21 protein-coding genes are annotated in these 22,482 nt (G+C 73.7%); 12 read left to right on the plus strand and 9 right to left on the minus strand.

The genetic code is table 11. The features are described 5' to 3' along the window. The first annotated feature begins 3 nt into the window (after positions 1–3). Genes OIE67_RS32225 through OIE67_RS32240 form a run of 4 tightly spaced genes read left to right on the plus strand, consistent with a single transcriptional unit; the run spans position 4 to position 6,944 of the window. Positions 4–3,117, plus strand: coding sequence for a tubulin-like doman-containing protein (locus tag OIE67_RS32225; protein WP_326627523.1), 3,114 nt, complete (start codon positions 4–6; stop codon positions 3,115–3,117). 2 nt (positions 3,118–3,119) lie between these two features. After that, positions 3,120–4,955 (plus strand): hypothetical protein, encoded by a 1,836-nt coding sequence (locus tag OIE67_RS32230; RefSeq protein WP_326627525.1) that lies wholly within the window; start codon positions 3,120–3,122, stop codon positions 4,953–4,955. Next, entirely contained in the window at positions 4,939–5,943 is a 1,005-nt protein-coding gene (locus tag OIE67_RS32235; RefSeq protein WP_326627527.1) for a protein kinase family protein, read from the plus strand. The genes OIE67_RS32230 and OIE67_RS32235 overlap by 17 nt, the downstream gene beginning before the upstream one ends. Continuing rightward, positions 5,940–6,944: a hypothetical protein gene (locus OIE67_RS32240; RefSeq protein WP_106245732.1), complete on the plus strand. Its 1,005-nt coding sequence runs from the start codon at positions 5,940–5,942 to the stop codon at positions 6,942–6,944. The genes OIE67_RS32235 and OIE67_RS32240 overlap by 4 nt, the downstream gene beginning before the upstream one ends. Positions 6,945–7,047: 103 nt before the next feature. On the opposite strand, the gene OIE67_RS55575 is transcribed toward OIE67_RS32240, so the two are convergent. Genes OIE67_RS55575 through OIE67_RS55585 form a run of 3 tightly spaced genes read right to left on the minus strand, consistent with a single transcriptional unit; the run spans position 7,048 to position 8,349 of the window. Next, complete coding sequence (locus OIE67_RS55575; RefSeq protein WP_364679449.1) at positions 7,048–7,176, minus strand: hypothetical protein; 129 nt, start codon at positions 7,174–7,176, stop codon at positions 7,048–7,050. Between the two features lie 12 nt (positions 7,177–7,188). Beyond that, positions 7,189–7,479, minus strand: a complete 291-nt coding sequence (locus OIE67_RS55580) for a hypothetical protein (protein WP_407674765.1) — start codon at positions 7,477–7,479, stop codon at positions 7,189–7,191. A 21-nt stretch (positions 7,480–7,500) separates the two neighbouring features. Then, entirely contained in the window at positions 7,501–8,349 is an 849-nt protein-coding gene (locus tag OIE67_RS55585) for a calcium-binding protein (RefSeq protein ID WP_407674766.1), read from the minus strand. Here OIE67_RS55585 and OIE67_RS55590 point away from each other — a divergent pair. The 5 genes from OIE67_RS55590 to OIE67_RS32265 all read left to right on the plus strand — a co-directional run bounded on the left by OIE67_RS55590 (position 8,342) and on the right by OIE67_RS32265 (position 12,865). Next, the gene (locus OIE67_RS55590) at positions 8,342–8,608 is read left to right on the plus strand and encodes a hypothetical protein (protein WP_364679458.1); all 267 of its coding nucleotides are present in this window, start codon (positions 8,342–8,344) and stop codon (positions 8,606–8,608) included. The two genes, OIE67_RS55585 and OIE67_RS55590, sit on opposite strands and share 8 nt — an antisense overlap. Positions 8,609–8,919: 311 nt before the next feature. Further along, a complete protein-coding gene (locus OIE67_RS32250) occupies positions 8,920–11,520 on the plus strand; it encodes a sensor histidine kinase (protein ID WP_326627531.1) in 2,601 nt (866 codons plus the stop codon). Further along, positions 11,513–11,938, plus strand: coding sequence for a roadblock/LC7 domain-containing protein (locus OIE67_RS32255; RefSeq protein ID WP_106245737.1), 426 nt, complete (start codon positions 11,513–11,515; stop codon positions 11,936–11,938). The genes OIE67_RS32250 and OIE67_RS32255 overlap by 8 nt, the downstream gene beginning before the upstream one ends. Then, positions 11,935–12,285 carry a DUF742 domain-containing protein gene (locus OIE67_RS32260; RefSeq protein ID WP_219912082.1) on the plus strand — a complete coding sequence of 117 codons (351 nt, stop codon included), beginning with the start codon at positions 11,935–11,937 and terminating at the stop codon, positions 12,283–12,285. Before OIE67_RS32255 ends, OIE67_RS32260 begins: the two co-directional genes overlap by 4 nt. Next, positions 12,266–12,865: a GTP-binding protein gene (locus tag OIE67_RS32265; protein WP_326627535.1), complete on the plus strand. Its 600-nt coding sequence runs from the start codon at positions 12,266–12,268 to the stop codon at positions 12,863–12,865. The genes OIE67_RS32260 and OIE67_RS32265 overlap by 20 nt, the downstream gene beginning before the upstream one ends. On the opposite strand, the gene OIE67_RS32270 is transcribed toward OIE67_RS32265, so the two are convergent. Next, positions 12,855–13,784 (minus strand): LysR family transcriptional regulator, encoded by a 930-nt coding sequence (locus OIE67_RS32270; RefSeq protein WP_326627537.1) that lies wholly within the window; start codon positions 13,782–13,784, stop codon positions 12,855–12,857. The genes OIE67_RS32265 and OIE67_RS32270 overlap by 11 nt on opposite strands. 72 nt (positions 13,785–13,856) lie before the next feature. Between OIE67_RS32270 and OIE67_RS32275 the strand changes: the two genes are divergently transcribed. Further along, a complete protein-coding gene (locus OIE67_RS32275) occupies positions 13,857–14,717 on the plus strand; it encodes an SDR family NAD(P)-dependent oxidoreductase (protein WP_326627539.1) in 861 nt (286 codons plus the stop codon). 49 nt (positions 14,718–14,766) lie between these two features. On the opposite strand, the gene OIE67_RS32280 is transcribed toward OIE67_RS32275, so the two are convergent. The 4 genes from OIE67_RS32280 to OIE67_RS32295 all read right to left on the minus strand — a co-directional run bounded on the left by OIE67_RS32280 (position 14,767) and on the right by OIE67_RS32295 (position 17,903). Then, positions 14,767–15,228: a proteasome activator gene (locus tag OIE67_RS32280; RefSeq protein WP_326627540.1), complete on the minus strand. Its 462-nt coding sequence runs from the start codon at positions 15,226–15,228 to the stop codon at positions 14,767–14,769. Between the two features lie 145 nt (positions 15,229–15,373). Further along, positions 15,374–15,559, minus strand: coding sequence for a hypothetical protein (locus OIE67_RS32285; protein WP_326627542.1), 186 nt, complete (start codon positions 15,557–15,559; stop codon positions 15,374–15,376). A 22-nt stretch (positions 15,560–15,581) separates the two neighbouring features. Then, positions 15,582–17,165, minus strand: a complete 1,584-nt coding sequence (locus OIE67_RS32290; RefSeq protein ID WP_326627544.1) for an ABC-F family ATP-binding cassette domain-containing protein — start codon at positions 17,163–17,165, stop codon at positions 15,582–15,584. Positions 17,166–17,252: 87 nt separating this feature from the next. Beyond that, the gene (locus tag OIE67_RS32295; protein ID WP_326627546.1) at positions 17,253–17,903 is read right to left on the minus strand and encodes a TetR/AcrR family transcriptional regulator; all 651 of its coding nucleotides are present in this window, start codon (positions 17,901–17,903) and stop codon (positions 17,253–17,255) included. A 174-nt stretch (positions 17,904–18,077) separates the two neighbouring features. Here OIE67_RS32295 and OIE67_RS32300 point away from each other — a divergent pair, with 174 nt between their 5' ends. After that, a complete protein-coding gene (locus OIE67_RS32300) occupies positions 18,078–19,295 on the plus strand; it encodes an MFS transporter (RefSeq protein ID WP_326627548.1) in 1,218 nt (405 codons plus the stop codon). A 35-nt stretch (positions 19,296–19,330) separates the two neighbouring features. On the opposite strand, the gene OIE67_RS32305 is transcribed toward OIE67_RS32300, so the two are convergent. Continuing rightward, positions 19,331–20,692, minus strand: a complete 1,362-nt coding sequence (locus OIE67_RS32305; RefSeq protein WP_326627550.1) for a M14 family zinc carboxypeptidase — start codon at positions 20,690–20,692, stop codon at positions 19,331–19,333. A 119-nt stretch (positions 20,693–20,811) separates the two neighbouring features. On the opposite strand from OIE67_RS32305, the gene OIE67_RS32310 reads away from it, so the two are divergent. Beyond that, positions 20,812–22,464: a PucR family transcriptional regulator gene (locus OIE67_RS32310; RefSeq protein WP_326627552.1), complete on the plus strand. Its 1,653-nt coding sequence runs from the start codon at positions 20,812–20,814 to the stop codon at positions 22,462–22,464. Positions 22,465–22,482 lie beyond the last annotated feature (18 nt).

Below are 22,482 nucleotides of genomic sequence, written 5' to 3' on the forward strand. Positions count from 1 at the left end.
CGCATGAGGATCTTCGATCCGATGATGTTCGTAGGGCTCGGCGGCACCGGCTGCCGGGTCGGGGTGGAGTTGGAACGCTGGCTGCGCGACGAGTTGTGCGGCCCTGACGGCATGGACCTGATCAGGAACTTCAGCTGGCAGAACTACCAGCCGTACGAGCTGCCCTCCTGCCTGCAGTTCGTCTACGTCGACCTCAACGAGGACGAGCTGAACCGCACCCGGCGGCGGGTGGTGCCGACCGAGAAGGAGTTCCCGGCGGCGGCCCGCACCGCCCATCTGATCCACGACGTGGTGCCGAAGTTCGACTCCTATCCGGAGGTGGCCCGCAGCCTGCGGGCCACGCTGGGCGACCACGTGAAGGACTGGCTGCCGCCGCGTGAGCAGGAGCCGCTGGTGGCGCCGCTGATGCGGGGCGCGGGCCAGTTGCCCACGGTGGCCAGGGCGGCCCTGTTCGAGCGGATGCGGCACGGCACCGGGCCGGTGGTCCAGGGCGTCGAGGACGCCATCGGCGCGATCAGCAACTCCGGCGGCGAGCTGGCCGCGCTCGGCGGCCGGCTGCGGCGGCGCTGTGACGTGTTCGTGGCCTACTCGGTCGCGGGCGGCACCGGCAGCGGCATCTTCTACGACTACCTGCACCTCATCGGCGACGCCTTCGCCCGCAGCGGCATCAGGGCGCGCATCCACCCGCTGGTCGTCATGCCGTCGGCGTTCACCGAGGGCAAGGGTGGCGGGCGCCGGGCCAGGCTCAACGCCGGTTCGAGCCTGCTGGACCTGTTCCGGCTGGTGGACGACCAGAACGCGCCGCACGCGGGCACGCAGGTGGACGAGCAGGGCATCGTCGGCGAGCTGGGCGTGCGCTACCCCACCAGGGGTGACGTACGGCTGGCGACCGGCACGGTGCAGACCGCGTTCCTGTTCACGATGCCGCCCGGCGTGCAGCGCGACGACCTGCACCGCTCGATCGCCTCGCTGGTCGTCTCGCTGGCCGGCACCCGGCCGAGCACCGCGGGCGAGAGCGCCGGCGGCATGGAGGACCGGGGAGAGTCGTCCTTCGCCGACGACTTCATCAACCGCGCCGTCGAGCGCGACGTGCCCGCCGCCTCCGGCATCGGCAACCGGGGCGTCTCGACGGCCTTCGTCTCCTCCATGACCGTGCCCGTGGAGGAGCTGGCCGACCTGGTCAGCTCGCGGCTGCTGGCCCGCGCGGTGACGCAGCTCGACGCGGTGCCGCCGGGCGCCGCCGAGACCAACGTGGACGAGATCCGCCGCCTGTTCACCACCACCAACCTGGAGCCGCTGCACACCCGCGCGCCGCTGCCGCCGCCCGAGGCCCGCCCGGCCACGGGCGCGGCCGACATCCAGAAGTCGCTGGCCAACCGGATGCGGGAGATGCAGGACAACCTCGTCTCCCTCGAACGGGCGCTCAGCCGCAGCGTCCCGGTCATGGCCCAGGAGATGGACGTGCGCAGGGGCGCGATGGAGGGGCTCGGCCACGTCGACCCGTTCCGGCTGCGGCGCGTGGTGGTCGGCCTGCCCGGCGACGTGCACGAGGCCGACCGGCTGGGCTTCGCCGGGCTGCTCGACCACCGCAGGGCGCAGCCGCGCAAGCCGTTCGAGGGCATGAGCGAGGCTCCCCCGCAGCCCGGGCCGATGCGCGACCGGCTGCTGCGCAAGGTGCAGTGGTCCGACCCCGTGGTGCAGGCCTGGCTCGCCGGTCAGGACGCCTGGTACCTGTGGAGCAGCCAGGCGCTCTGGCACCGGGCCTGGGCCGACCAGATGCCCCGCTGGGAGCCGCGGCGCAAGCAGCTCCTGCGCGAGGTGCGCGAGTTCACCCAGGTTTTCGCGGAGCACGCGGAGAACGACCCCGAGCGGTTCGCCCGCCGGGCGGGCGAGCTGTACGAGACGCGCGTAGGCGTCTACCACCTGCTGCCGCCCGCCGGGGCGGAGGCGTTCTACGACGCGGTCGTGCGCCGCTTCGTGGACGTCTTCGTCGCCCGGCAGATCCTGCGCCCGACCGACACGGAGGCCGGCGTGGTCAACGCGCTGCTCGGCCCCGAGGGCTGGCGGCACGCCTACGACCTGGCCTGGCGTACGGGCAAGCCGGCCGACGCGCTCAACTGGGTGCGCGAGCGGCTCAAGCTGGAGGTCAAGAAGCTGTTCAAGGACCGCGACGAGGCCGCCGCGCTGGGCGAGCAGCCGCTGCTGCCCTCGCTGGCCGACATCCTGGCCCAGGCCGCCACGGGCGGCGGCGACGACCCGCAGGTGCGGCAGTTCCAGCTCAAGCTGGCCGACCTGGTGCCGGGCGGCTTCACCCCCGACGGCACGGGTGAGCTGAAGGTGCTGGTCTCCTACCCGGCCCCGGGCAAGGACCTGGACCTGGAGCGGTTCCTGCGCGACCGGATCGACCTGCCGGGCACGCCCGACTTCCGCAACATCGACGCCGACTCGGTCACGGTGGTGCAGCTGCGCACCTCGATGAGCGTCACCCAGGTGCGCGAGCTGCGCGAGGTGCTGGCCAGCTGGGCCGAGGCGCTGCACGACGAGCGCCCGCAGGACTACCTCAAGTGGCGCCAGCGGCTCGGCTACGACTTCGGCTATCTCGCCACCACCGAGGAGCACCGCGTGCGCATCCTGCACCGGCTGCTCTGCCTGCTGTGGAACGGGCAGGTCAGCGTGGCGGAGGGCGAGCCGAGCTCGCCGTCGCGGATCAGGATCGACATCGAGGGCGGCTCGATGACGCTGCCCTTGACCGGGTACGGCAAGGCGTCCTCGTGGCCGAGCATGCTGCGGGCGTACGAGCAGTGGGTGCTCGGCGGCGACGAGGAGTTCCGCAGCCTGGTCAGCGCGCAGCTCATGGACGCCACCCCGAACGGCCTGGCCGGTTCGCTCAGCGTGCCGCATCCGCTCTACCACGAGGTCACCCGCATGGCCGCGGACCAGCTCGGCCTGCTGGAGATCATGGCGCCGAAGCTGCCCTCGGGCGCCCGCAACCGGGCCGACCAGCTCATCGCCTTCTGGGCGCACACCCTGCCTGCCGCGCTGGACCTGCCGTTCGAGCGGGTCGCCGAGGCCGTCGCCTACAACCTGCGCGACCTGGACGCGCTCGTGGAGGAGTGAGCATGGTCGTCGTGCTCGACCTGCGCAAGGGTGAGCCGGACCGGCTCGGCGCCCGGGTCCTGGTGGTCGCCGACACCGAACGGCTGGCCGCCGGGCAGCAGGTGCTCCAGGACCTGTTCAGCTCGCGCCTGGTCCGGGCGGTGCTCGTCGTGGCGGTGGGGCCGCGGCTGCGGCTGCCGCCGGCGCTGGACGGCGAGCGCCGGCGGGTGCTGTGGGTGGGCGACCCGCGCGGCATCCTCTGGGACGCCGACACCGGCGAGGCCGCGCTCGGGCCGGAGGTCAGCTCCGAGGCCATCCTCATCGACCTGCTCAGCCAGCCGGAGGTGTTCGACGAGGTGGTCGCGGGGCTGGGCGACATCCCGTACGGCACCGCCTCCCCGGGATGGCGCATCGTGGCCGGGCGGATCGACCCCGAGGTGCTCTCCCAGGCGTTCCGCGAGGTCTCGGAACGCTTCCACGGGCCCGCCCAGCAGGACACCGCCGGCTTCAGCTCGCCGCTGGCCACCGCGCTGCCGGTGCTCAGCGGCACCGTGGACCTGCCCGCCGACGTGCTCGACCCGCTCATCCCCGACGGCCCGCTCGACCGGATGCACCGCCGCGCGGCCGAGCAGATCGACCGGGCGGCCAGGGCACTGGAGGAGCTGACCTACTTCAGCCCCGCCCCCGCGCGGGCGGCCATCGCCGGCGAGGTGATCGCGGCGGGCAAGGCGCTGGCCGAGTTCCGCGACACCGTCGCGCGGCTGTTCGCCGACATCGACCACTCCGACGAGGGCGCGAAGGAGACGCTGGCCATGCACGGCGTCAAGTTCGCCACCCCGGCCGGCATGGGCGCCACCGAGATCGTCGCCGAGCTGCGCGCGGACGTGGAGTCGGCGCTGGCCGAGCGCAGGAGCCTGACCCGGCTGGTGTCCCGGCTGCGCCTGCTGGCCGACCACAGCGCGCCGATCGGCAGCGCCGCCTTCGTCGCCGACCTGTGGCGGATCTGCCCCGACGAGCTGCTCAACGCGCTGCACGCGCCGGCCGACTTCCCCGCCACGCTGCTCGACCGGTTCGTCTTCTGGCGGCGGTCGCGGGCGTGGTGGCGCGAGCAGCTGGCGCTCGGCCCGGCCCGTACGGCGCTGGACGAGCTGCGCTCACGCCTGGAACGGGTGGCGGCCAGCGAATGGATGCTCGGCGGGGCCCGTACGCACACCTCCGACGCCGCCCGCACCCTGGCGGCGGCGCTGAACGACGCCTGCGCGCAGGTGGCGGGGACGCTGACGAACTGGAGCCGGGCCGAGGCCGGCCAGGCCGCGGCCAGCCCGGCGCTGGACGAGGAGGTCACCGTGCGCCTGCGCGACCGGGGCGGCCAGCTGCGCGAGGTGATCACCGGTGACCTGCTCGACGCGGTGACGGGCTGGCTGGAGCCCGGCTGGACCGCCCTTGAGCACGGCGACTACCGCGACGTCCAGGTGGGCCTTGATCGCCGGATCGACGAGACGCTGCGGCAGTACCGCTACCACCTGGTCCACCGGGGCGTGCAGGAGCGGCCCGACTTCGGCACCGGCGACGCGGGCCGCCAGGAGCTCGTGGACGCGGTGTGGCGGCAGTCCCAGCAGGTGGTGCGGGCGCTCAGGGCGCAGCCGGGCGGCCAGATGTTGCAGCTGTGCGGCGACCGCGACCTCGCGGTGCTGCTCCGGCAGGCGTCCGCGGTGCGGTTCGCGCCCAGGGCCGTCAGGGGCCAGGGCAACCCACCCGGCGTCGTGTGGACCAGGTCCGGCCAGTACGCCGGCACCCTGCGGCTGGTGCCGCTGCGGCCGGGGACGGTGGAGGAGAACTGGAGTGGGGATGGAACCTGAGCCGCTGAGCTTCAACACCCCCGAGGGCGATCCGGTGACCTGGGAGGTCGAGGCGGAGCCGTGGCACGACCCGTTCGAACGCCGGCTCACCCTCGTCGTCCAGGGCACCCGCCTCGTGCAGCGGCGGGTCCCGCGGGCCGAGGGCCGCGAGCGCGAATACCTCTACGACCTGCTGGAGAACGAGGCCCGCATGGGCGCCAGGCTGCTCACCCGGCTGCGCAGGGACTACCCGCCCGAGCTGCCCCGGCTGCTGGGCTACAGCCTCGACGCGGAGGAGCCGTTCGTGCTCCTGTCGGACCGCAGGGGCGAGCCGGTCACCCGGTTCTCCGGCGCGCTGCTGATCGCCGAGCAGCGGGGACTGCAGGTCAGCCTCTTCCGCGCCGTACGCATCCTGTCGGCCTGCGGCATCGTGCACCGGCGGATCGAGCCGGCCACCGTGCGCTGGGACGGGACCACCGTGCAGCTCACCGATCTCAGCCACGCCACCCTGGCCGGCAGCCGGCGGCTGCGGCTGGGCGAGGCGCCCTACGCCTCCCCCGCGCAGCGCGAGGGCGTGGGCGTGGCCTCCACCTCCGACGACCTCTGGAGCGCGGGCATGGTGCTCTACCGGACGATCACCGGCCGCGAGGTCGCCGACCGGCCCGACCTCGCCGCCGCCCCGGCGCTGCAGCCCCTCCACGACGTCTTCTCCGGCGCCCCTCCCACGGCGGGCGAGGTGCTGGGCCGGCTGCGGGCGCCCGACCCGATGCAGTCGATCCCCGTCGAGCAGGACCTGGCGCTGGAGGAGGGCCGGGCCGCCTTCGACCGGGCCCGCGAGGCCAGGCGCGACCCCGCCGCCACCGGTGAGACCGCCGGGAACGACCGCACCCGCGTCCAACCGCCCCCGGCTCCGGCCGGGGAGGAGCCGCGGCGCACCTGGCTGACCCGCTGGCTGCCCCTGGCCGTGCTGCTCGTCCTGCTCCTCGTCCTCTGGCTGGTGAACCGGTGATCCTCTGCCCGATCTGCCTGCACGAGTTCGACTGGAGCGAGGACGAGCTCTACGAGCGCACCCCGGCGGGCCGGTACCAGCCGCTCTCGCTGGCGAACGTGACCGGGGCCCGGCGCGAGGACCTGCTGCGGGCCGCCCACGTCCGCTGCCCCGCCCCCGTCGCCGACCCCGGCCTCGAACACCACCTGCCCTACACCTACGTCCGGCACGGCCGCCCGCTGGTGATCGGCCTGGTCGGCGGGCCGGAGACGGGCAAGACGCACCTGCTGGCCTCGATGATCGGGGCCATCGAGCAGGGCGGGCTGCGCCCGTACGGGCTGACCACGGACGCCGTGGACATCGAGCGGCACGCCCAGTACGTCGACTCCTACGTCAACCCGCTGGTCGTCGAGCGGGAGGCCCTGTCGCGCACCGCCCACAGGTCCACCGCGGAACCCGTGGACGCGCTGCTGGTCAACGACGGCCAGCACACCACGGCGGTGGCCTTCTTCGACATCGCCGGCGAGCAGTTGCGCAGCACCGCGCACGAGGCGACCAGGTTCGTGCCCGCGCTCGGCGGGCTGCTCTTCGTGATCGACGCCGCCACCCGGTCGGCCAGGCTGGGCGACGACTCCTTCCGCGCCGTGCTCGACCGGCTGCCCAAGACCGGCGGGCGGCTCGACGTGCCCGCCGTCATCGCGGTCACCAAGAGCGACGCCGTGCGTTTCCAGGATCCGGTCGACACCTGGTTGTACGGCGACCCCGACCGGCTCGACCCGGCCGACGTCCTGAAGGAGAGCAGGGACGTCTACGCCTTCCTGCACCGGCGGGGCGCGCAGGCGTGGCTGAGCCCGTACGACAAGTGCCGCAAGTGCACCCTGCACTTCGTCTCGGCCACGGGAGGCGCCGCGGCCGACGGGCGCTTCCCCAGGGGTGTGCGCCCGCGTCGGGTCCTGGCGCCCCTGATCTCGCTCTTCGCCATGACCGGCGTCCTGCGCGGCTATCCCGAGGTGGGGACATGATGGGGCGTTATTCGAGCATCGACTGGATCCAGTTCGAATGGGACAACAAGCGCACGGGCCTCGGTCCCGTCCGCTCCTCCCTGCCGGAGACCGGAGGCTGGTATCACCAGCTCGGGCCCTGGCTCGACCCCGGGCCCGCGCCGGGCGTCAGCATCTGCCGGCTCGTGGTGGACGGCCGGGTGGTGGTGCTCGCCCGCACGCGGACCGGCGGGTCGGACAGCAGGCGGACCATCCAGGTGCGGGCCTACCTCGGCGGCTCGGCCTCGCTCCCCTCGCCGATGCCGAACGTGCGCCAGGCGCTCGCGCTGGCCCCCGGCTGGTCCTCGCTGCTGCCCGACGACGACGTGCCGCTCGACCTGGCCCGGATGATCGAGCCGTACTCCGAGGCGGGGGCGGCGCTCGACCGGCAGGCGCGGGCCGGGGCGGCGGCGCTCGCGCCGATCGTCTCCGAGGCGCTGCGCTCCCGGGGCAGGACCGCCCTGTCGGTGGCGTCGGGCGGTGACTCCGTCGTGCAGCTGTGGGGGCTGGTGGACATTCTGGACCTGCTGCTGGGGCACTATCCCGAGACGTTCTCCACGTACGAGAGCGACGATCTGCAGCAGGGGGCCGAGGTCGTCTTCCTCCAGGGGTGGCCGGGGCCGTCGTCGCGCGCCTCGCGCCGGGCCCGGGTCGATCTGCGGGCGCCGGACCAGGCCGACAGGTACGGGGACATCGCGGCCATGGCGGTGGCGGCGTACGCGCGCAAGCAGCTGGTGGCGGTGGTCAGGAGCGCGGGGATCACCGACGGGACGCCGGTGGAGGAGCGCATCCGGCTGCTGGAGAACGTCACGTACGAGCCGACGACGCCCGCGAGCCGGCCTGAGCCTGCGCCGCCCGCGAACCGGGCCGAACCGACCACGCCCGTGAGCCGGTCCGAGCCCGCACCGCCTGTGAGCCGGTCTCGACCGGCGGCATCCGTGAGCCGGTCTGAACCGGCCGCGCCCGTGAGCCGGTCTGAGGCGGCGGCACCGGCGAGCCGGGCCACGCCGGCTGAGCCCGTAGGTGGGGCGGCGCCTGAGGACACGTGGGCTCCCCGGCCGCCGGCGCGCGAGAGCCCGTACCCGGCGACGCGCACCCCCGCCGCTGGCGGCACGCCCTCTTCGACCCCTTCGGCCGCTCCGTCACCCCCGTCGTCCTCGCCCGCGCAGCCGGCGTCCCGGCCCGCGGCCGCGCGGTCCCAGCCCGCGCGAGCCGCCCAGCCCGGCGACGCCCAGCCGCAGCAGGCCGCGCAGAAGTCGCAGCCGACGTCATCGCGGGAGCAGCGGCCGAGGGCGGGGCGGGCGGCGGCGTCCGCCGCGCGTGACGTCTTCGAGCTGTTCCAGGAGGACCTGGCCGAGGCGGGGACCGCCAAGGAGGCCATGGACATCCTGCGGGACGTCCGCGTCTGGACCGCCACCCGCCAGCCCTCGGAGGTGCGCAACCGGATCCCCGACCTGATCCCCGATCTGGAGCGCCTGCTGCCCGACGGTCACATCAACCCGATCCTGCGCGAGCTGCTGGCCCCGGACACCCCGCCGAAGAAGGGCCGCGGCGGGTCCGACTGGCGCGAACCCCGGTGGCTCGTGGTCGCGGTGGCGCTGGCGCTCGTGCTCGTTCTCCAGATCGTGATCCTGTTCTTCCGCTGAAAAGGTTCCGGCCGGCCCGATTCCCGCGCGGCGGCGGGCGGTCACGGGGCTGAGCGCCTGCCTGTGAATCTTCAAATATCGTCACTGTCGGTGAGAGATGGGCAGTTACGGTCACGAACCGTATGTTGACAAAGAGTCAACCCACCATTCGCGATGAATCTTCGCATCTCTACCTTGAAGTACATCTGCCCCGTAGGCATAGTGGAGCAACCACAGGCGCACTCGGTCGTGGCGGGCAACCTCGGGGGGCGGTTCCAAGGTTCACGACCGCCCAGCGACGCGCGTCACCATGTCGAGAATTGGACACAAGGATGAGCTCGCCCCCGCCGATCCGTACGAAGCTGCTCAGGATTCTCCTGCTTCCGCTGGTCTCCATGGTGGCCCTCTGGGGGTTCATCGCCTACTCCAGCGTCGAAGAGATCATCACGGTGTCGCAGAACCAGGACCGGTGGGAGGCCATCGGATCGCCGGTGCTGCAACTGATCGTCGAGCTGCAGAAGGAGCGGCAGCTGTCGGCGGAGGCGCCGGACGGCACCGCGGACTTCCGGCCGCTGGCCGACCAGCGGCGGATCACCGACACCCAGGTGACACGGCTGCGCGAGATCATCGCGACCGTGGACGTGGACGGTGACGACAGCGAGACCACAGCCCAGGTCCAGAACATGGTGCAGGCGCTCGACGGGCTGCAGGCGCTGCGGGCCTCGGCCGACGGAGGCGTGCTGGCGCCGCCGCTGACGATCATCCAGGCGTACGACAACCTGATCGCCACCGCCAACCGCCAGTTCACCGACCGCGACGCGCTGAGCGACGTGTCGTCCTTCCGCGGGGTGCGCGGCATGGCCGCCTTCTCCGCCACGTCGGAGTACCTCGGCCGCGAGCACGCCGTGCTCACCTCCACGATCGTGCACCGCAACATGACCCCCGCCGACCGTGGCGCGTTCGTGGCCGCGACGACCGCCCGCCGGCTCGTCTTCGCCAACGCCGAGCGCGACGCGGGGCCCGAGCTGCGCGCCGACTACGACCGGCTGGTGGCCAGCGAGCCGTACAAGCGGCTGGTCGCGATCGAGGACATCCTGTTCAGCTGGGACACCGACGGGGCTCCGCCGGTCGATCCCGCCGCGTGGCGCAGGGACACCGAGGCGATCATCGGCGGCATCAACCGCGACACCCAGACCGAGCTGGCCAGGGTAGCGGCCGATGCGCAGTCGCAGAAGACCGGGGCGTACTGGCGGATCGGCATCGTGCTGCTGATCGGGCTGGCCGTGGTCGTCGCGTCGCTGGCGCTGTCGTACCGGTTCGGGCGCTCGCTGATCGACGAGCTCATGCGGCTGCAGGGCTCGGCGGTGGAGCTGGCCGAGCAGCGGCTGCCGCGGCTGGTCGAGCGGCTGCGCCGGGGCGAGGACGTCGACCCGGCCACCGAGGCGCCCGGCCTGCCACCGGCCGAGACCGCCGAGGTCGACCGGGTGGTGCACGCCTTCTCCGCCGTACGCCGCACCGCGGTCGAGGCGGCCGTGGGCCAGGCCGCCCTGCGCAAGGGCGTCGGCCAGGTCTTCCTCAACCTCGCCCGGCGCAACCAGGCGCTGCTGCACCGCCAGCTCGCGCTCCTGGACACCATGGAGCGGCGGGTGGACGAGCCGCAGGTGCTGGAGGACCTGTTCAAGCTCGACCACCTGACCACTCGCATGCGCCGGCACGCGGAGAACCTGATCATCATGTCCGACTCCTCCCCCGCCCGCCGCTGGCGCGACCCCGTGCCGGTGTTCGACGTGGTGCGCGCGGCCGTGCTGGAGGTCGAGGACTACACCCGCGTCACGGTCACCCCCATGCCGAACGCGCCGCTGTTGCTCGGCGCGGCGGTCACCGACGTCATCCACCTCATCGCCGAGCTGGTGGAGAACGCGACCGTCTTCTCCCCGCCCAACACGACCGTGCACGTGCGTGGCGTGACGGCGGCCAACGGGCTGGCCCTGGAGGTCGAGGACCGGGGCCTGGGCCTCAACGACGCCGTGCTCAGCGAGCTGAACGCGCGGCTGTCCGACGTGCCCGAGTTCGACCTGGCCGACACCGACCGGCTCGGGCTGTTCGTGGTGTCCCGGCTCGCGGCCCGGCACGGGATCAAGATCGTGCTGCGGCGGTCCCCGTACGACGGGACCACCGCGATCGTGCTCCTTCCCGCTACCCTGCTGGCGGGTGCCGAGCCGCCGGCCATCGCCGCCGCTCCCGGCACCGGCCGGCCGGTGCGGGCGCTGAGCATGGCGCCGTCCGACGGGCGGGGGCGCGGGGTGACGATCGCGCCCGAGCCGGACCGCGCGACCTGGTTCGAGGCGGCTCCGGCGAACCCGCCGCATCCGGCGGAGCCCGACCCGGTGCTCACCACCGGCCCGATCAGCGTCGCCGACGCCCTGCGCGCCGCCGACCCGCTCCGGGCCACCGACCCGATGCGCACCGAACCGCCGGCCACCTCCGACCGGCCCCGCCCGGCGAGCGCCGCGGCGCCGCCCCCGACCGGCCCGGCGCCCGTACGCGGCCCGGCTCCCGGCAACGGCGCCGAGCCCCCGCGCAGGCCCGCGCACGCCCGGGGCCAGGGGAACGGCACCGTACCCCCTCAAGGCGGACCTGGAGACAACGGTTCCTCCAGGCCCGCAGGGCCGCCCACCGGCTGGAGCGTCACCGTTCCGGCGCAGGAGGCGGACGAAGATCTCGACGGCCTGCCGATGCGGATCCCGCAGGCAAGCCTCGCTCCCCAGTTGCGCGTCGACGCCCGCCCCGAGCGCGGGGCCAGGGCCGGACGCTCGCCTGAGGAGCTCGCACAGCTCATGTCGTCCATGCAACGCGGCTGGCAGCAAGGGCGCCGCCAGGCCAAGCAGGAGCGAGACATGCGGAACGGAAAGGACGACCAACCCGATGCCTGACCCCAGAAGTGAACTGAGCTGGCTGCTCGACGACCTCATCCAGCGCGTCCCCGGTGTCCGGCACGCCATCGTGCTGTCCGCCGACGGGCTGTCCATGGGCAGCTCCCGCGCGCTGACCAGGGAGGACGCCGAGCACCTGTCCGCCATCTCCGCCGGCAGCCACAGCCTCGCCATGGGAGCGGGCCGGCACTTCGGCATGGGCGGCGTACGGCAGACGATCATCGAGATGGACGAGGGCTTCCTGTTCGTCACCGCCGCGGGTCAGGGCGCCCGGCTGGCCGTGATCGCCACGGCCGACGCCGAGCTGGGCATGGTCACGTACGAGATGGCCCTGATGGTCAAGCGGGTCGGCGAGCACCTTTCCGCGCATCCGAGGGGAGCGGCACCGGCACCGGCCTGGAACGGCGTGAGACCGTGAGTGGGGAGGATCCAGGGCCGCTGATCCGGCTCTTCGGGCTGACCGGCGGCCGGGCGCGGCCGCAGGGGGAGGCGTTCGACCTGGTGGCCATCGTCACGACGGCCGCCGAGGCCGGCGATCCCACGGACCTGATCCCCGAGCATCGCGCCGTGCTGGCCCTGTGCCGCAGGCCGACACCTGTCGCGGATGTCGCGGCGCATCTTCGGCTGCCGCTGAACATCACCCGGGTCATCCTGGGCGACCTGCGGGGCGAGGGGCTGGTCACCATCGACCGCCCGCGCCCCGCCGCCCAGACGATCGATGAACGCATCTACAGGGAAGTGCTGCATGGACTACGCAGCCTCTGAGCCGGGGACGACCGCGGTCGCCTCGGCCTTGGCCATCAAGATCCTCATCGCGGGCGGTTTCGGCGTCGGCAAGACGACCCTGGTCGGCACGATCAGCGAGATCCGGCCGCTGCACACGGAGGAACTGCTGAGCGACCGGGGCATCGGCGTGGACGACACCTCGGGCGTGGAGTCGAAGACCACCACGACGGTCGCGCTGGACTTCGGCCGCATCACCATCCGGGAAGGGCTGTGGCTGTACCTGTTCGGTACGCCGGGGCAGGACCGGTTCTGGTTCATGTGGGACGAGCTGGCGCTGGGCGCGCTCGGCGCGGTCGTGCTCGCCGACACGCGGCGGCTGCAGGACTGCTTCCCGGCGGTGGACTACTTCGAGCAGCGCGGGATCCCGTTCGTGGTGGCGGTGAACTGCTTCGACGGCGCCCGCCGCTACGATCCGGCCAAGGTACGGCGGGCGCTGGGGCTGAACGAGAACATCCCGATCGTGCTGTGCGACGTACGGCAGCGCGCGTCGGTCCGTGACGTGCTCACGACGCTGGTCACGTACGCGGTGAAGGGCCTCGGAGCGGGGGTCAGCGGCTGAGGGCGGCGGCGCGCAGTGCCTGGGTGAGCCGGGCGACGGGTTCGGGCAGCGGGCCCGGCAGCCTGGCCAGCAGGAGACGGCGCTGCTCCTTCGGCCCGCCGCGTACGGGCAGGACCCGGACACCGGGCGGCACGACGGCGGCGAGCATGGCGGGCACGGTGGTCAGCCCGCAGCCGGCCGCCACGAGGCTGAGCTTGGCCAGCCAGTCGCGGGCGGAATGGGCGATCTCCGGGCGCTCGTCCAGCCCCGGCCACGCGCCCATGCCGGTGCTGTCGCCCGCCCCACCGGTGGCGGCGCTGCCTGGACCGGCGATCCAGCGCTGCCCGTGCAGGTCGGCGGCGTCGATGTAGTCGCCGCGGGCGAGAGGATGGCCCTCAGGAACGGCCACCCGCAGGGCACGCTCGGCGAGCGTACGCACCTCCAGCGCGGGCGTCTCGGCGTCCGGCGGCCGGAACGGCGGCGCGGAGCCGAGCAGCGCCAGGTCGAGCGCGCCGGCGCGCAGGGCGCGGACGAGCGCGGGCGTGCCGCCCTCCCGCGTGGTGACGGTGATCCCGGGATGGCTCTCACGCAGGGCGGCGAGCGCGCGGGGCACCAGGACGGCGCCCGCGCTGGCGAACCAGCCGAGGCGGACCGTGCCGGGATCGTCGGGCAGCCCGGCCAGCTCGCGTGCGCCCGCGTCGACCTGGTCGACCACCACGGCCGCGTGCCGCAGCACGACCCGGCCCGCCGGGGTCAGCCGGACGCCGTCGTGGCGGCGTTCGAGCAGCGATGCGCCCGCGGCGCGTTCGAGCGAGGAGATCTGGCGGGAGACGGCGGACTGCGTGTAGCCGAGGGCGGAGGCCGCCTCGGTGAGCGTGCCGCGCTCGGCCACCTCGCGGAACACACGCAGGGCGGTGAGCGGGGCATCGGTGAGGGCCATGACGATTACGCATACCACAGGTGACGAACTTTCGTTGGACGCATGCCCTCGGACGTCCTTAGCTTGTCCACCATGACGCGAACCACAACGGATCACCCCAAAGTCGCGCTGGTCACCGGCGCGACGCAGGGCCTCGGCCTGGCCCTGGTCGAAGGGCTGGCCCGCCGCCTGACCCCGGCCGACACCGTCTACCTGACCGGCCGCGACGCCGGCCGGGTCGCCGCGGCCGCCGAGCGCCTCTCCGAGGAGGTCGGTACGGGGGCTCGGGTGCGCGGCGAGCTGTTCGACGTCACCGGGCAGGACACGGCCGCGCGGCTGGCCGACCGGCTCAGGGACCGGCACGGCGGCGTGGACGTCGTGTTCGGCAACGCCGTCATGCGCATCGGCCCCGACGACGACCCGCGCACGCTGATGGACGAGTACACCGAGGTGAGCAACTTCGGCACCACCCGGCTGCTGCGCGCCTTCGGCCCCCTGGTGCGGGACGGCGGGCGGCTGATCGTGGTGGCCAGCTCCCTGGGCACGCTGCACCACCTGGCGCCCGTGCTGCACCGCCACTTCGACGGGCTGACGTCGCTGGAGGAGGTGGACAAGCAGGTGGCGGCCTGGCGTGACGCCGTCAAGGACGGGAGCGCGCGGGCCGGCGCGTGGCCCGCCTTCGTCAACATCCCCGCCAAGGTCGCCCAGGTGGCCGCCGTACGGGCCCTGGCCGGCCTGCGTCGCGACGAGGACGCCCGGCGGGGCATCCTGGTGGCCGCCGTCTGCCCCGGCATGATCAACACGCCGACCTCGGGCCTGTGGTGGGACGTCTCCGCCGCCGCCTCCCCCGCCCGGGCCGCCGGGCCCCTGCTCGACCTGGCCCTGGACCCGGTCGATCCGGCCCACTACGGCCAGCTCGTCCGCTACGGCAAGGCCCTGCCCTGGAGCCCCTGAGCCGTGGAACGGCTCCACCACGCCCCCGCGGCCGCCGAGCCGGCGCCGCTCACAGGTAGGGGCCGGTGCCCGGGCCCGGTGGGCGGTCCTGGGGGCCGGTGGGTGGAGGGCCGGCGAGTTGCTGGAAGCTCATTCCGATCTTGATGCCCTGGAAGACGCCCTCCAGCCATCCGACGAGCTGGCTCTGCGCGATCCGGATCTCCGCCTGGCTGAGCACCTCGGACGGCGGCGGCAGCAGGCGTTCGAGCTCGTCCCTCAGCTCCGGCGCGACCGCCCCGCCGATCTCCTCGACCACCCGCGCGTGGATGTGCCGCAACTGGTCGCGGGCGTGCTCGTCGAGAGAGAGCCCGCGGGCCTCGTCCAGCAGCGAGCGCGCCATGGTGCTCACGCGCAGCAGCCTGGCCGGCTCCTTCACGCGCCCGAGCTCGGCCTCCACGGCCGCGCGCGCATCGGTGGGCCGGGCGGGCCCGGCGGGCCCGTCCGGCGGGCGGGGAACAGGTGCTGAAGTCATGTCGGCGTCCTGTGGGTCGCTGATCGCTCGAGAGCGCGGTCATGAAGGACCCTGCCCACGTACGCCCAGCTCACGCAGGCGGCGCGATCCCGGGGACACCTCCCGCTCCCGCTGTGGGCGCCCGCCGGGCGAGCGCCGGCCTCCGTCAGCCGAGGCGGCGGGCGTCGCCCCTGATGCCCGCGCGCCCGGCTCGCCCGGACTCCAGCCGGCCGACCCTGTCCGGTCCCGCCCCGCCGGCGTCCGTGAGGCAGGTGGGCGCCACCTGCCTCACGGTGCCGGTGGCGAGCAGGACCGTCACGCCGCCGTCCTGTTCCCGCCGGACGTCAGCCACCGGCGGGAGCGCGGGCGTGGGCTCAGGTGAGGCCGATCAGGTCGGTGTAGCCGTCGTTCCACAGGTCTTCCAGCCCGTCGGGCAGCAGCAGCACCCGGTCGGGCCGCAGCGCCGCCACGGTCTCGGGGTCGTGCGTGACCATGACCACGGCTCCGCGGTAGGCGCCCACGGCGGCCAGCACCTCCGCCTTCGACGCCGGGTCGAGGTTGTTGGTGGGCTCGTCGAGCAGCAGCACGTTGGCCCGGGAGCTGACCAGCCCGGCCAGCGCCAGCCGGGTCTTCTCCCCGCCCGACAGCACCCCGACGGGTTTGTCCACGTCGTCGCCCCCGAACAGGAACGACCCCAGCACCGTCCTGACCTCCCCGTCGCTCAACTGCGGGGCGGCCTCGGTCAGGTGCCGGCCGACCGTGTGGGCGGGGTCCAGGGTGTCGTGCTCCTGGGCGAAATAGCCGAGCCGCAGCCCGTGGCCGGGCACGACCCGCCCCGAGTCGGGCCGCTCGTGCCCGGCCAGCAGCTTGAGCAGGGTGGTCTTGCCCGCGCCGTTGGGGCCGAGGACGACGAGCCTGCTGCCCCGGTCGACGGCCAGGTCGATGCCGTCCAGCACCGGACGGCCCCCGTACGACTTGGTCAGGCTGATCGCGCCGAGCGGCATCCTGCCGCTGGGGGCCGGGTCGGGCAGCCGGACGCGGGCCACCTTCTCGGCGCGGCGTGCCGGCTGGGTGCCGGCGAGCATGCGGTCGGCCCGGCGGGCCATGTCCCTGGCCCGGACCGCGGTGGCGGACCTGGCGCGCATGCGGTCGGCCTGCGTGCGCAGCGCGGCGGCCTTGCGCTCGGCGGCGGCCCGCAGCCGCGTCCTGCGCCGCTCGTCGGCCTCGCGGTCGGCCAGGTACGCGTGCCAGCCGGTGTTGTGCACCTCCAGCGCGCCCTGCTCCACGTGCCAGACCCGGTTGATCACGTCGGCCAGCAGGCCGGTGTCGTGGCTGATCAGCACCAGCCCGCCGGAGTAGCCCGTCAGGTACGAGCGCAGCCAGGCGACGGAGCCGCCGTCCAGGTGGTTGGTGGGCTCGTCGAGCAGCAGGACGCCGGGCTCGCCGAAGAGCACCCTGGCCAGCTCGACCCGCCGCCGCTGGCCGCCGGACAGCGTACCCAGCCGCTGGTCGAGTACGCGCTCGGGCAGGCCGAGCCCGGCGGCCACCCGGGCGGCGCCCGCCTCGGCCGCGTATCCGCCCCGGGCCTGGAACTCGGCCTCGGCGGCGGCGTAGCGGGCCATCGAGCGCTCGTCGCCCGACTCGGCCAGCGCGGTCTCGGCGGCGCGCAGGTCGCGCAGGGCCAGGTCGAGGCCGCGGGCGGACATGACGCGGTCGATGACCGTGCGGGCGGGGTCGGCGGCGGCCGGGTCCTGCGGCAGGTAGCCGATCGGGCCGGTACGCACGATCTCGCCGTCCGCGGGCTGGAGCCGCCCGGCGATGATCTGCATCAGGGTGGTCTTGCCGGCGCCGTTGCGGCCGACGAGGCCGACGCGGTCGCCGGGGGCGACGTGGGCGGTGACGCCCGACATGAGGAGGCCGGCGCCGGCGCGCACGGCGACGTCACGGAAGGTCAGCATGGGATTTCGCTCCGGAACTGCTAGCGGACACACGGGTGGCGGGGAGGCGTGTGTCCTGGCTAGGAGGTTCGGGGCGTAGACATGCCGTCAGTGTACGGACGGGCCGCGACCGCGCGCCACGGAATATCCGCCGGGATCCCCGGCTGAGCCCCCAGCCGTTCCCCGCTGGCCGCGCCCGGACGAACCGGGCTCCCGTGCCGGCAGCCCGCGCAGCAGCACGTCGAGGAAGAGGTCGAAGCGGGGTGCGTCCGGGCCGATGTCGTGGCCCATCTGCTGAGCTGCGAGCCACTGCACGATGCCCGGCCCGAAGATGTGCCAGCTCTGCTCGGCCATGTCGTCGGAGACGCCGGCGAGCTTGAACGCCGAGACGACGCGGCCGCGCAGCCGGCCGAAGGCGTGCGGGTTGTGGCGGTGCGGCATCGCCACGTGGACTGCGTAGCCGGGCACGGCGAGGAACTGATCGTGCATCCGCCAGGCGAGGTCCGACAGCCACTCCCGCCAGGTTCCGGCGGTGGGATCGGCCGTCGGGAGGATGCGCTCGACGACGACCTCGCCGACGAGGTCGAGGAGCTCTTCGCGATTGCCCACCCAGCGGTAGAGGGCCGAGTGGGAGACACCGAGTCGCTCGGCGATGTCGCGCATGGTCACGGTCCGCAGGTCGCAGCCGAGCGCTGCCTCCACGATCTGCTCACGGCTCAGTCGCGCGGGGCGGCCGAGCCTGGGTGTCCTCGCTTCCACGAACCCCAGTCTACGAATCCGCCCCGTTCTTATTAGTGACCGATGGTCATTGATAAGTCAGGACCCTTATTCCGCAGTGCGGAGAGACCAGTGAGTCGAACCACCGACCACGCGCTCGCACGATGGCCGCTCCGGCGGGGCGGCGCGCTCCGGCCGGCCGGAGGTGGGACGCCGGTGTTGCTGCTCGCGACCTGCGGCGTGGCCGTCGCGCAGACGATCGTGCTCGCCGTGCTGCCGGTGTTCACGCGCACGCTCGACGTGTCCGCGACAGGTGCCACCTGGCTTCTGACCGCCTTCATGCTCGCCTCCGCGGTGGCGACTCCGGTGGCCGGGCGGCTCGGTGACCAGTTCGGCCACCGTCGTCTCCTCGTCATCGGTCTCGCGTTCCTGCTGGTCGGCTCGGTGGTGGCCGCGGTGAGCACGCCGCTGGGCTCGTACCCAGGAGTCGTGACGGGCCGGGTTCTCCAGGGGCTGTCCGGCGGGGTCTTCCCCTGCGCCTTCGGGCTGGCCCGCCAGACGGTTCCCGCCGAGCGGCTGGGCGGCGTCATCGCGGCACTCAGCACGATGTTCGGCTTCGGCGGGGCGCTCGGCATGGTCGCCGCCGGTCCGCTCGCCGATGTCACCGGTCCCGCGACGCTCTTCTGGCTCGTTGCCGTGCTGGCCATGCTCGCCCTGGCCGCAATGGTCCGCGTGCCCTCGCCGTCCACCTCCCCCGCGCGCGCCGGCCGGGTCGACCTGGGGGGAGCGGCCCTGCTCGCGGGCGCGCTGGTCGCCCTCCTGCTCGCCAGTCGTGGCCGTGGGGATGTTCGCGGCGGTCACCGTCCTGCCGTCGTTCGTCCAGACGCCCACCGCCCTCGGGTACGGCTTCGGCTACTCCCCGGCCCGGACCGGCCTCCTGATGGTCCCGATGGCCGTCTGCATGCTCGTCGCGGCGCCGCTCGCCGCTCGGATCATCCGTTCCCTGCACGCGAAGGCCGCTTTCCAGATGGGCGCGGTCCTGGCCGCGATCGCTCTGGGCGGTCTTGGCCTGCTGCCCGAGCACATCGCGGAACTGCTCGTCTGGTGCGCTCTTCCGGGTCTGGCCTACGGCCTCGCCTCGCCTCGCTCGGCGGCCTGGTCATCGAGGCCGCCGGCCAGGAGGAGACGGGCGCGGCCACGAGAGTCAACACCATCCTGCGCACTGTGGGCGGCGCCGTCGGCTCTGTGCTCGCCACCGTGCTCGTGTCGTCGGCGACCGGCCCCAGACAGCCGCCGGCACCATCGGGATACACCGCCGCGTTCGTCGTCTCCGGCGCGGTCGCACTCTGCGCAGCCGCCGTGATCGCCGGCCGTGGCGCCGTCAGCCCACGGCCTGGCCGCCGAGCCGACGAGGAGCTCAGCGACACCCGTTGACCTGACGGCACGTCAGCTGTATCCGGCTCCCCCGGCTAGCTGGGCCCGTGTACCGCACGGTCCGCGCCGGCCAGGACGGCGCCGTACTGGATGGCCACCAGGTGCCGGATCGGGATCGTCTCGTCGGCCGCGCCCGCCTCGGCCTCCGCGCACCACCGCCCGTACGTCTCCGCCAGCTCCCGCGCCCCCTCACGGACGGCCCTGGTGGCGTTGCCCACGGCGAGCTCGCCCTCCAGGGCGCGCAGCAGCATGCCGCCGAAGCGCAGCCGGACGCTGTGCACGGTGTCCCGGCAGGAGGCCAGCTCGGCGACCGTGGCGGGCCGATCGTGCTCGGGCGCCCCGGCCCGGCCGCTGTGGGTGTCGGCCATCCCGGCCACCATGGGGATGAAGGACCGGCTGGCGCGCAGGAACGGCGAGCCGGTGACCAGGTCGGGCGAGACCGCCGACAGCACCCGTTCGAGCACGTCGGAGGTGCCGCGCAGCTCGTCCGCGTGCGCGTGCAGCAGGTCGCGGTAGCGGGTGGAGGTCGGGCTCGTGTCGTCGGCGGCGGCGTCGGTCCAGTAGGGGATCTCGGCCGTCAGGCCCAGCGTGCCGTACTTCTTGATGTAGGAGTCGCTGGCCGCGCCACCGATGTGCTCGACGGGGTCCTGCCCGAGCGCCTCGAAGTAGTCGTAGGCGTCCTCCATCGCGGGAGTCAGGTAGACGGCCTGCTCCAGTTGCTTGACCGACGGGTGCTCGGGCTCCCCCGCGTGCAGCGGGACGCCGTACCGGCCGGGCAGGGTCTTGAGCACGTCCTGGAGCTCGGGCTCCGGGCGGTTGAGGTAGTAGAAGACGCCGCCGGACTCGCCGTTGTGCAGGGTGGTCATGAACGCGGGCCGGACGTCGTCGATCAGCCGCATCAACGCCAGCGTCTCGGGGAGCACGCGGTCGAAATAGGCCCTCTTGTACGCGAACGGGAACGTCCACTCGACCTGCTCGTCACCGGCCGGCCGGTAGAAGTGCCTGCCGTAGTGGGTCTTGGTGAAGGGCCCGGCGAACCAGCCCTCGTTCAGCCGGGTGCCGTCCGGGTCGAGGCAGCCCACGATGTGCCAGGTGCAGCCGGTGGCGCGGCGCAGCTCCGCGTCCCGGCACAGGCGGCCGGCCAGGTGAGTGACGGTCAGGCCGCCGATGGGCTCGTTGGGGTGCGGCCCGGCGGCCACGATGGCATGGCGGGGTCCGTCACCGACGGTGAGGCAGAGCATGGGGTCGCCGAGGCGGGAGGTGCCGATCCGGCGTAGCGTGGCCACGTCCGGGTGGTCGGCGGCGAGCCCGGCGAGGCGGTGATGCACCTCGTCCACAGTGGCGAACCGGTCGAAGTCGGGAACGGTGTCGAGTTCTTCATCAAGGCGGTCGAGCACATCCCAGTGTGGGCATGTCCGGCGACGGTCGGCATCGTGGAGAAGCTCAAGGTCAGGCCCTGCTCCTTGTGGCCACCGTCAATGGTTGAATAAGGGCGCTCGTCGCGATAAGGAGTGGAATGTCGGTATTTGACCTGTCTGCTGGTCCGGTGCCCGACGCCTCGATGACGATCCCGTACCACCCGCCGCTGAAACTGGTGCTCGAAACCCTGGGCGGCGACGCGCTCTCCGCCGCCTACGTGCCCGACGGGGCCGCGATCACGCTCGGCGAGCCCATCGTGCACGACCCCGACGACCCGCTCGACGAGCGGCCCGGCTGCGTGCTGCTCGCCGTGGGCGCGCGGGTGGCCGACCCGGCCACCCACGACCTGCTGCGCCGGGCGGCCCGCCTCGAATACCACGCCGTGGTCGTCAAGGACCGGGGCGCCGACCTGGCCCCGCTCATCGAGTCGGCGCGGGCGGCCGGCATCGCGCTGCTCATCGCGCCGGAGGACCTGCCCTGGCGTCAGCTCGACGCGCTGCTCACGGCGGCGGTCTCCGGCCCGGGCGCCCCCGCCACCACGTACTCCAGCGTCGCCATCGGCGACCTGTTCGCGCTGGCCAACGCCATCGCCGCGACGATCGGCGGAGCCACCAGCATCGAGGATCCGCAAGGTCACGTCCTGGCCTACTCCAACCTGCCCGGCCAGCAGATCGACGAGATCCGCCGGCTCGGCATCCTCGGGCGCAAGACGCCGCAGCGGCCGACCAACCGCAGCGAGTACACCCGCGTCTTCAAGGCCGGGGTGCCCGTGCGCTTCGAGAGCATGGGTCCCGGGCACATGCGCCGCCTCGCGACGGCGGTGCAGGCGGGGCCGCAGCTGCTCGGGTTCATCTGGATGCTGGACGGCGATCCGCCGCTGGTGCCCGACGCCGTACGGCTGCTGGAGGACGCGGGGCGGACGGCGGCGCTGCACCTGCTGCGCGCCCGCATCCCCAGCAACCCGCAGCGCTGGCACAGCTCCGAGACGCTGCGCACTCTGCTCGACGGCGCCACCAGCGAGTCGGCGGCGGCCGTACGCCTGGGCCTGCCGGCCGGGTCTCCGGTGTGCATCGTGGCCTTCGCGCCCGTGCACGGGCAGGCCGCCGAGGCGGGGACCGCGCTGGCCAGCATCGCCGACCTGGTCAGCCTGAGCTGCGAGTCCTGGCATCCGCAGGCCGTGTGCACGACGAGCTGGGGCCGGGTGTACGCGCTGCTGCCCGTCCCGCCGGGCACCCCCGCCGACCGGCTGGTACGGGTGGCGACCGGCGCGGCCGAGGCGGTGCGCAAGTCCATGCGCATCCCGCTGCACGCCGGCCTCGGCCCCGTGGTCGCCGGCCTGGGCGAGGCGCGTTCCTCCAGCAGGCTGGCCGAGCGCGTCCTGCGCGTGCTCGCCGAGACCTCGGCCGCCTCGGCGGCGGTCGCCACGGACGAGCAGGTACGCAGCCGCGTCGCCCTGCACGACCTGGCCGAGCGCGGCGGCGTGGCCGCCGAGCAGCTGCTGCTCCCAGTACGCCGCATGCTCGACTCCGACCGGACCCAGTCCACCACGCACGCCGTCACCCTGCTGGCCTACCTGGACGCGTTCGGCGAGGCGGCCAGGGCGGCGGCCGAGCTGTCGGTGCACGAGAACACGCTGCGCTACCGGGTGCGCCGGCTGCAGGAGCTGTTCGAGGTCGATCTGGCCGACCCGGCAGAACGGCTGGTGATCTGGCTCCAGCTGAGCCTGCTGCGCCTGCGCGGCGAGCTGTGACGCCCGGGAGCGGAGAGC

This window comes from Nonomuraea fuscirosea (genome assembly GCF_035917475.1).
GTDB lineage: Bacteria > Actinomycetota > Actinomycetes > Streptosporangiales > Streptosporangiaceae > Nonomuraea > Nonomuraea fuscirosea.

Excerpts from the sequence above, each read along its gene's own strand:
- OIE67_RS32265 (WP_326627535.1), top strand. The coding sequence starts at position 12,266 with ATGGACTACGCAGCCTCTGAGCCGGGGACGACCGCGGTCGCCTCGGCC.
- OIE67_RS55590 (WP_364679458.1), top strand. The coding sequence starts at position 8,342 with ATGGACATCCTGCGGGACGTCCGCGTCTGGACCGCCACCCGCCAGCCC.
- OIE67_RS32290 (WP_326627544.1), bottom strand. The coding sequence starts at position 17,165 with ATGCTGACCTTCCGTGACGTCGCCGTGCGCGCCGGCGCCGGCCTCCTC.
- OIE67_RS32230 (WP_326627525.1), top strand. The coding sequence starts at position 3,120 with ATGGTCGTCGTGCTCGACCTGCGCAAGGGTGAGCCGGACCGGCTCGGC.
- OIE67_RS55580 (WP_407674765.1), bottom strand. The coding sequence starts at position 7,479 with ATGTCCACCAGCCCCCACAGCTGCACGACGGAGTCACCGCCCGACGCC.
- OIE67_RS32250 (WP_326627531.1), top strand. The coding sequence starts at position 8,920 with ATGAGCTCGCCCCCGCCGATCCGTACGAAGCTGCTCAGGATTCTCCTG.
- OIE67_RS55575 (WP_364679449.1), bottom strand. The coding sequence starts at position 7,176 with ATGGTCCGCCTGCTGTCCGACCCGCCGGTCCGCGTGCGGGCGAGCACC.
- OIE67_RS32255 (WP_106245737.1), top strand. The coding sequence starts at position 11,513 with ATGCCTGACCCCAGAAGTGAACTGAGCTGGCTGCTCGACGACCTCATC.
- OIE67_RS32225 (WP_326627523.1), top strand. The coding sequence starts at position 4 with ATGAGGATCTTCGATCCGATGATGTTCGTAGGGCTCGGCGGCACCGGC.
- OIE67_RS32280 (WP_326627540.1), bottom strand. The coding sequence starts at position 15,228 with ATGACTTCAGCACCTGTTCCCCGCCCGCCGGACGGGCCCGCCGGGCCC.
- OIE67_RS32310 (WP_326627552.1), top strand. The coding sequence starts at position 20,812 with ATGTCGGTATTTGACCTGTCTGCTGGTCCGGTGCCCGACGCCTCGATG.
- OIE67_RS32270 (WP_326627537.1), bottom strand. The coding sequence starts at position 13,784 with ATGGCCCTCACCGATGCCCCGCTCACCGCCCTGCGTGTGTTCCGCGAG.
- OIE67_RS55585 (WP_407674766.1), bottom strand. The coding sequence starts at position 8,349 with ATGTCCATGGCCTCCTTGGCGGTCCCCGCCTCGGCCAGGTCCTCCTGG.
- OIE67_RS32275 (WP_326627539.1), top strand. The coding sequence starts at position 13,857 with ATGACGCGAACCACAACGGATCACCCCAAAGTCGCGCTGGTCACCGGC.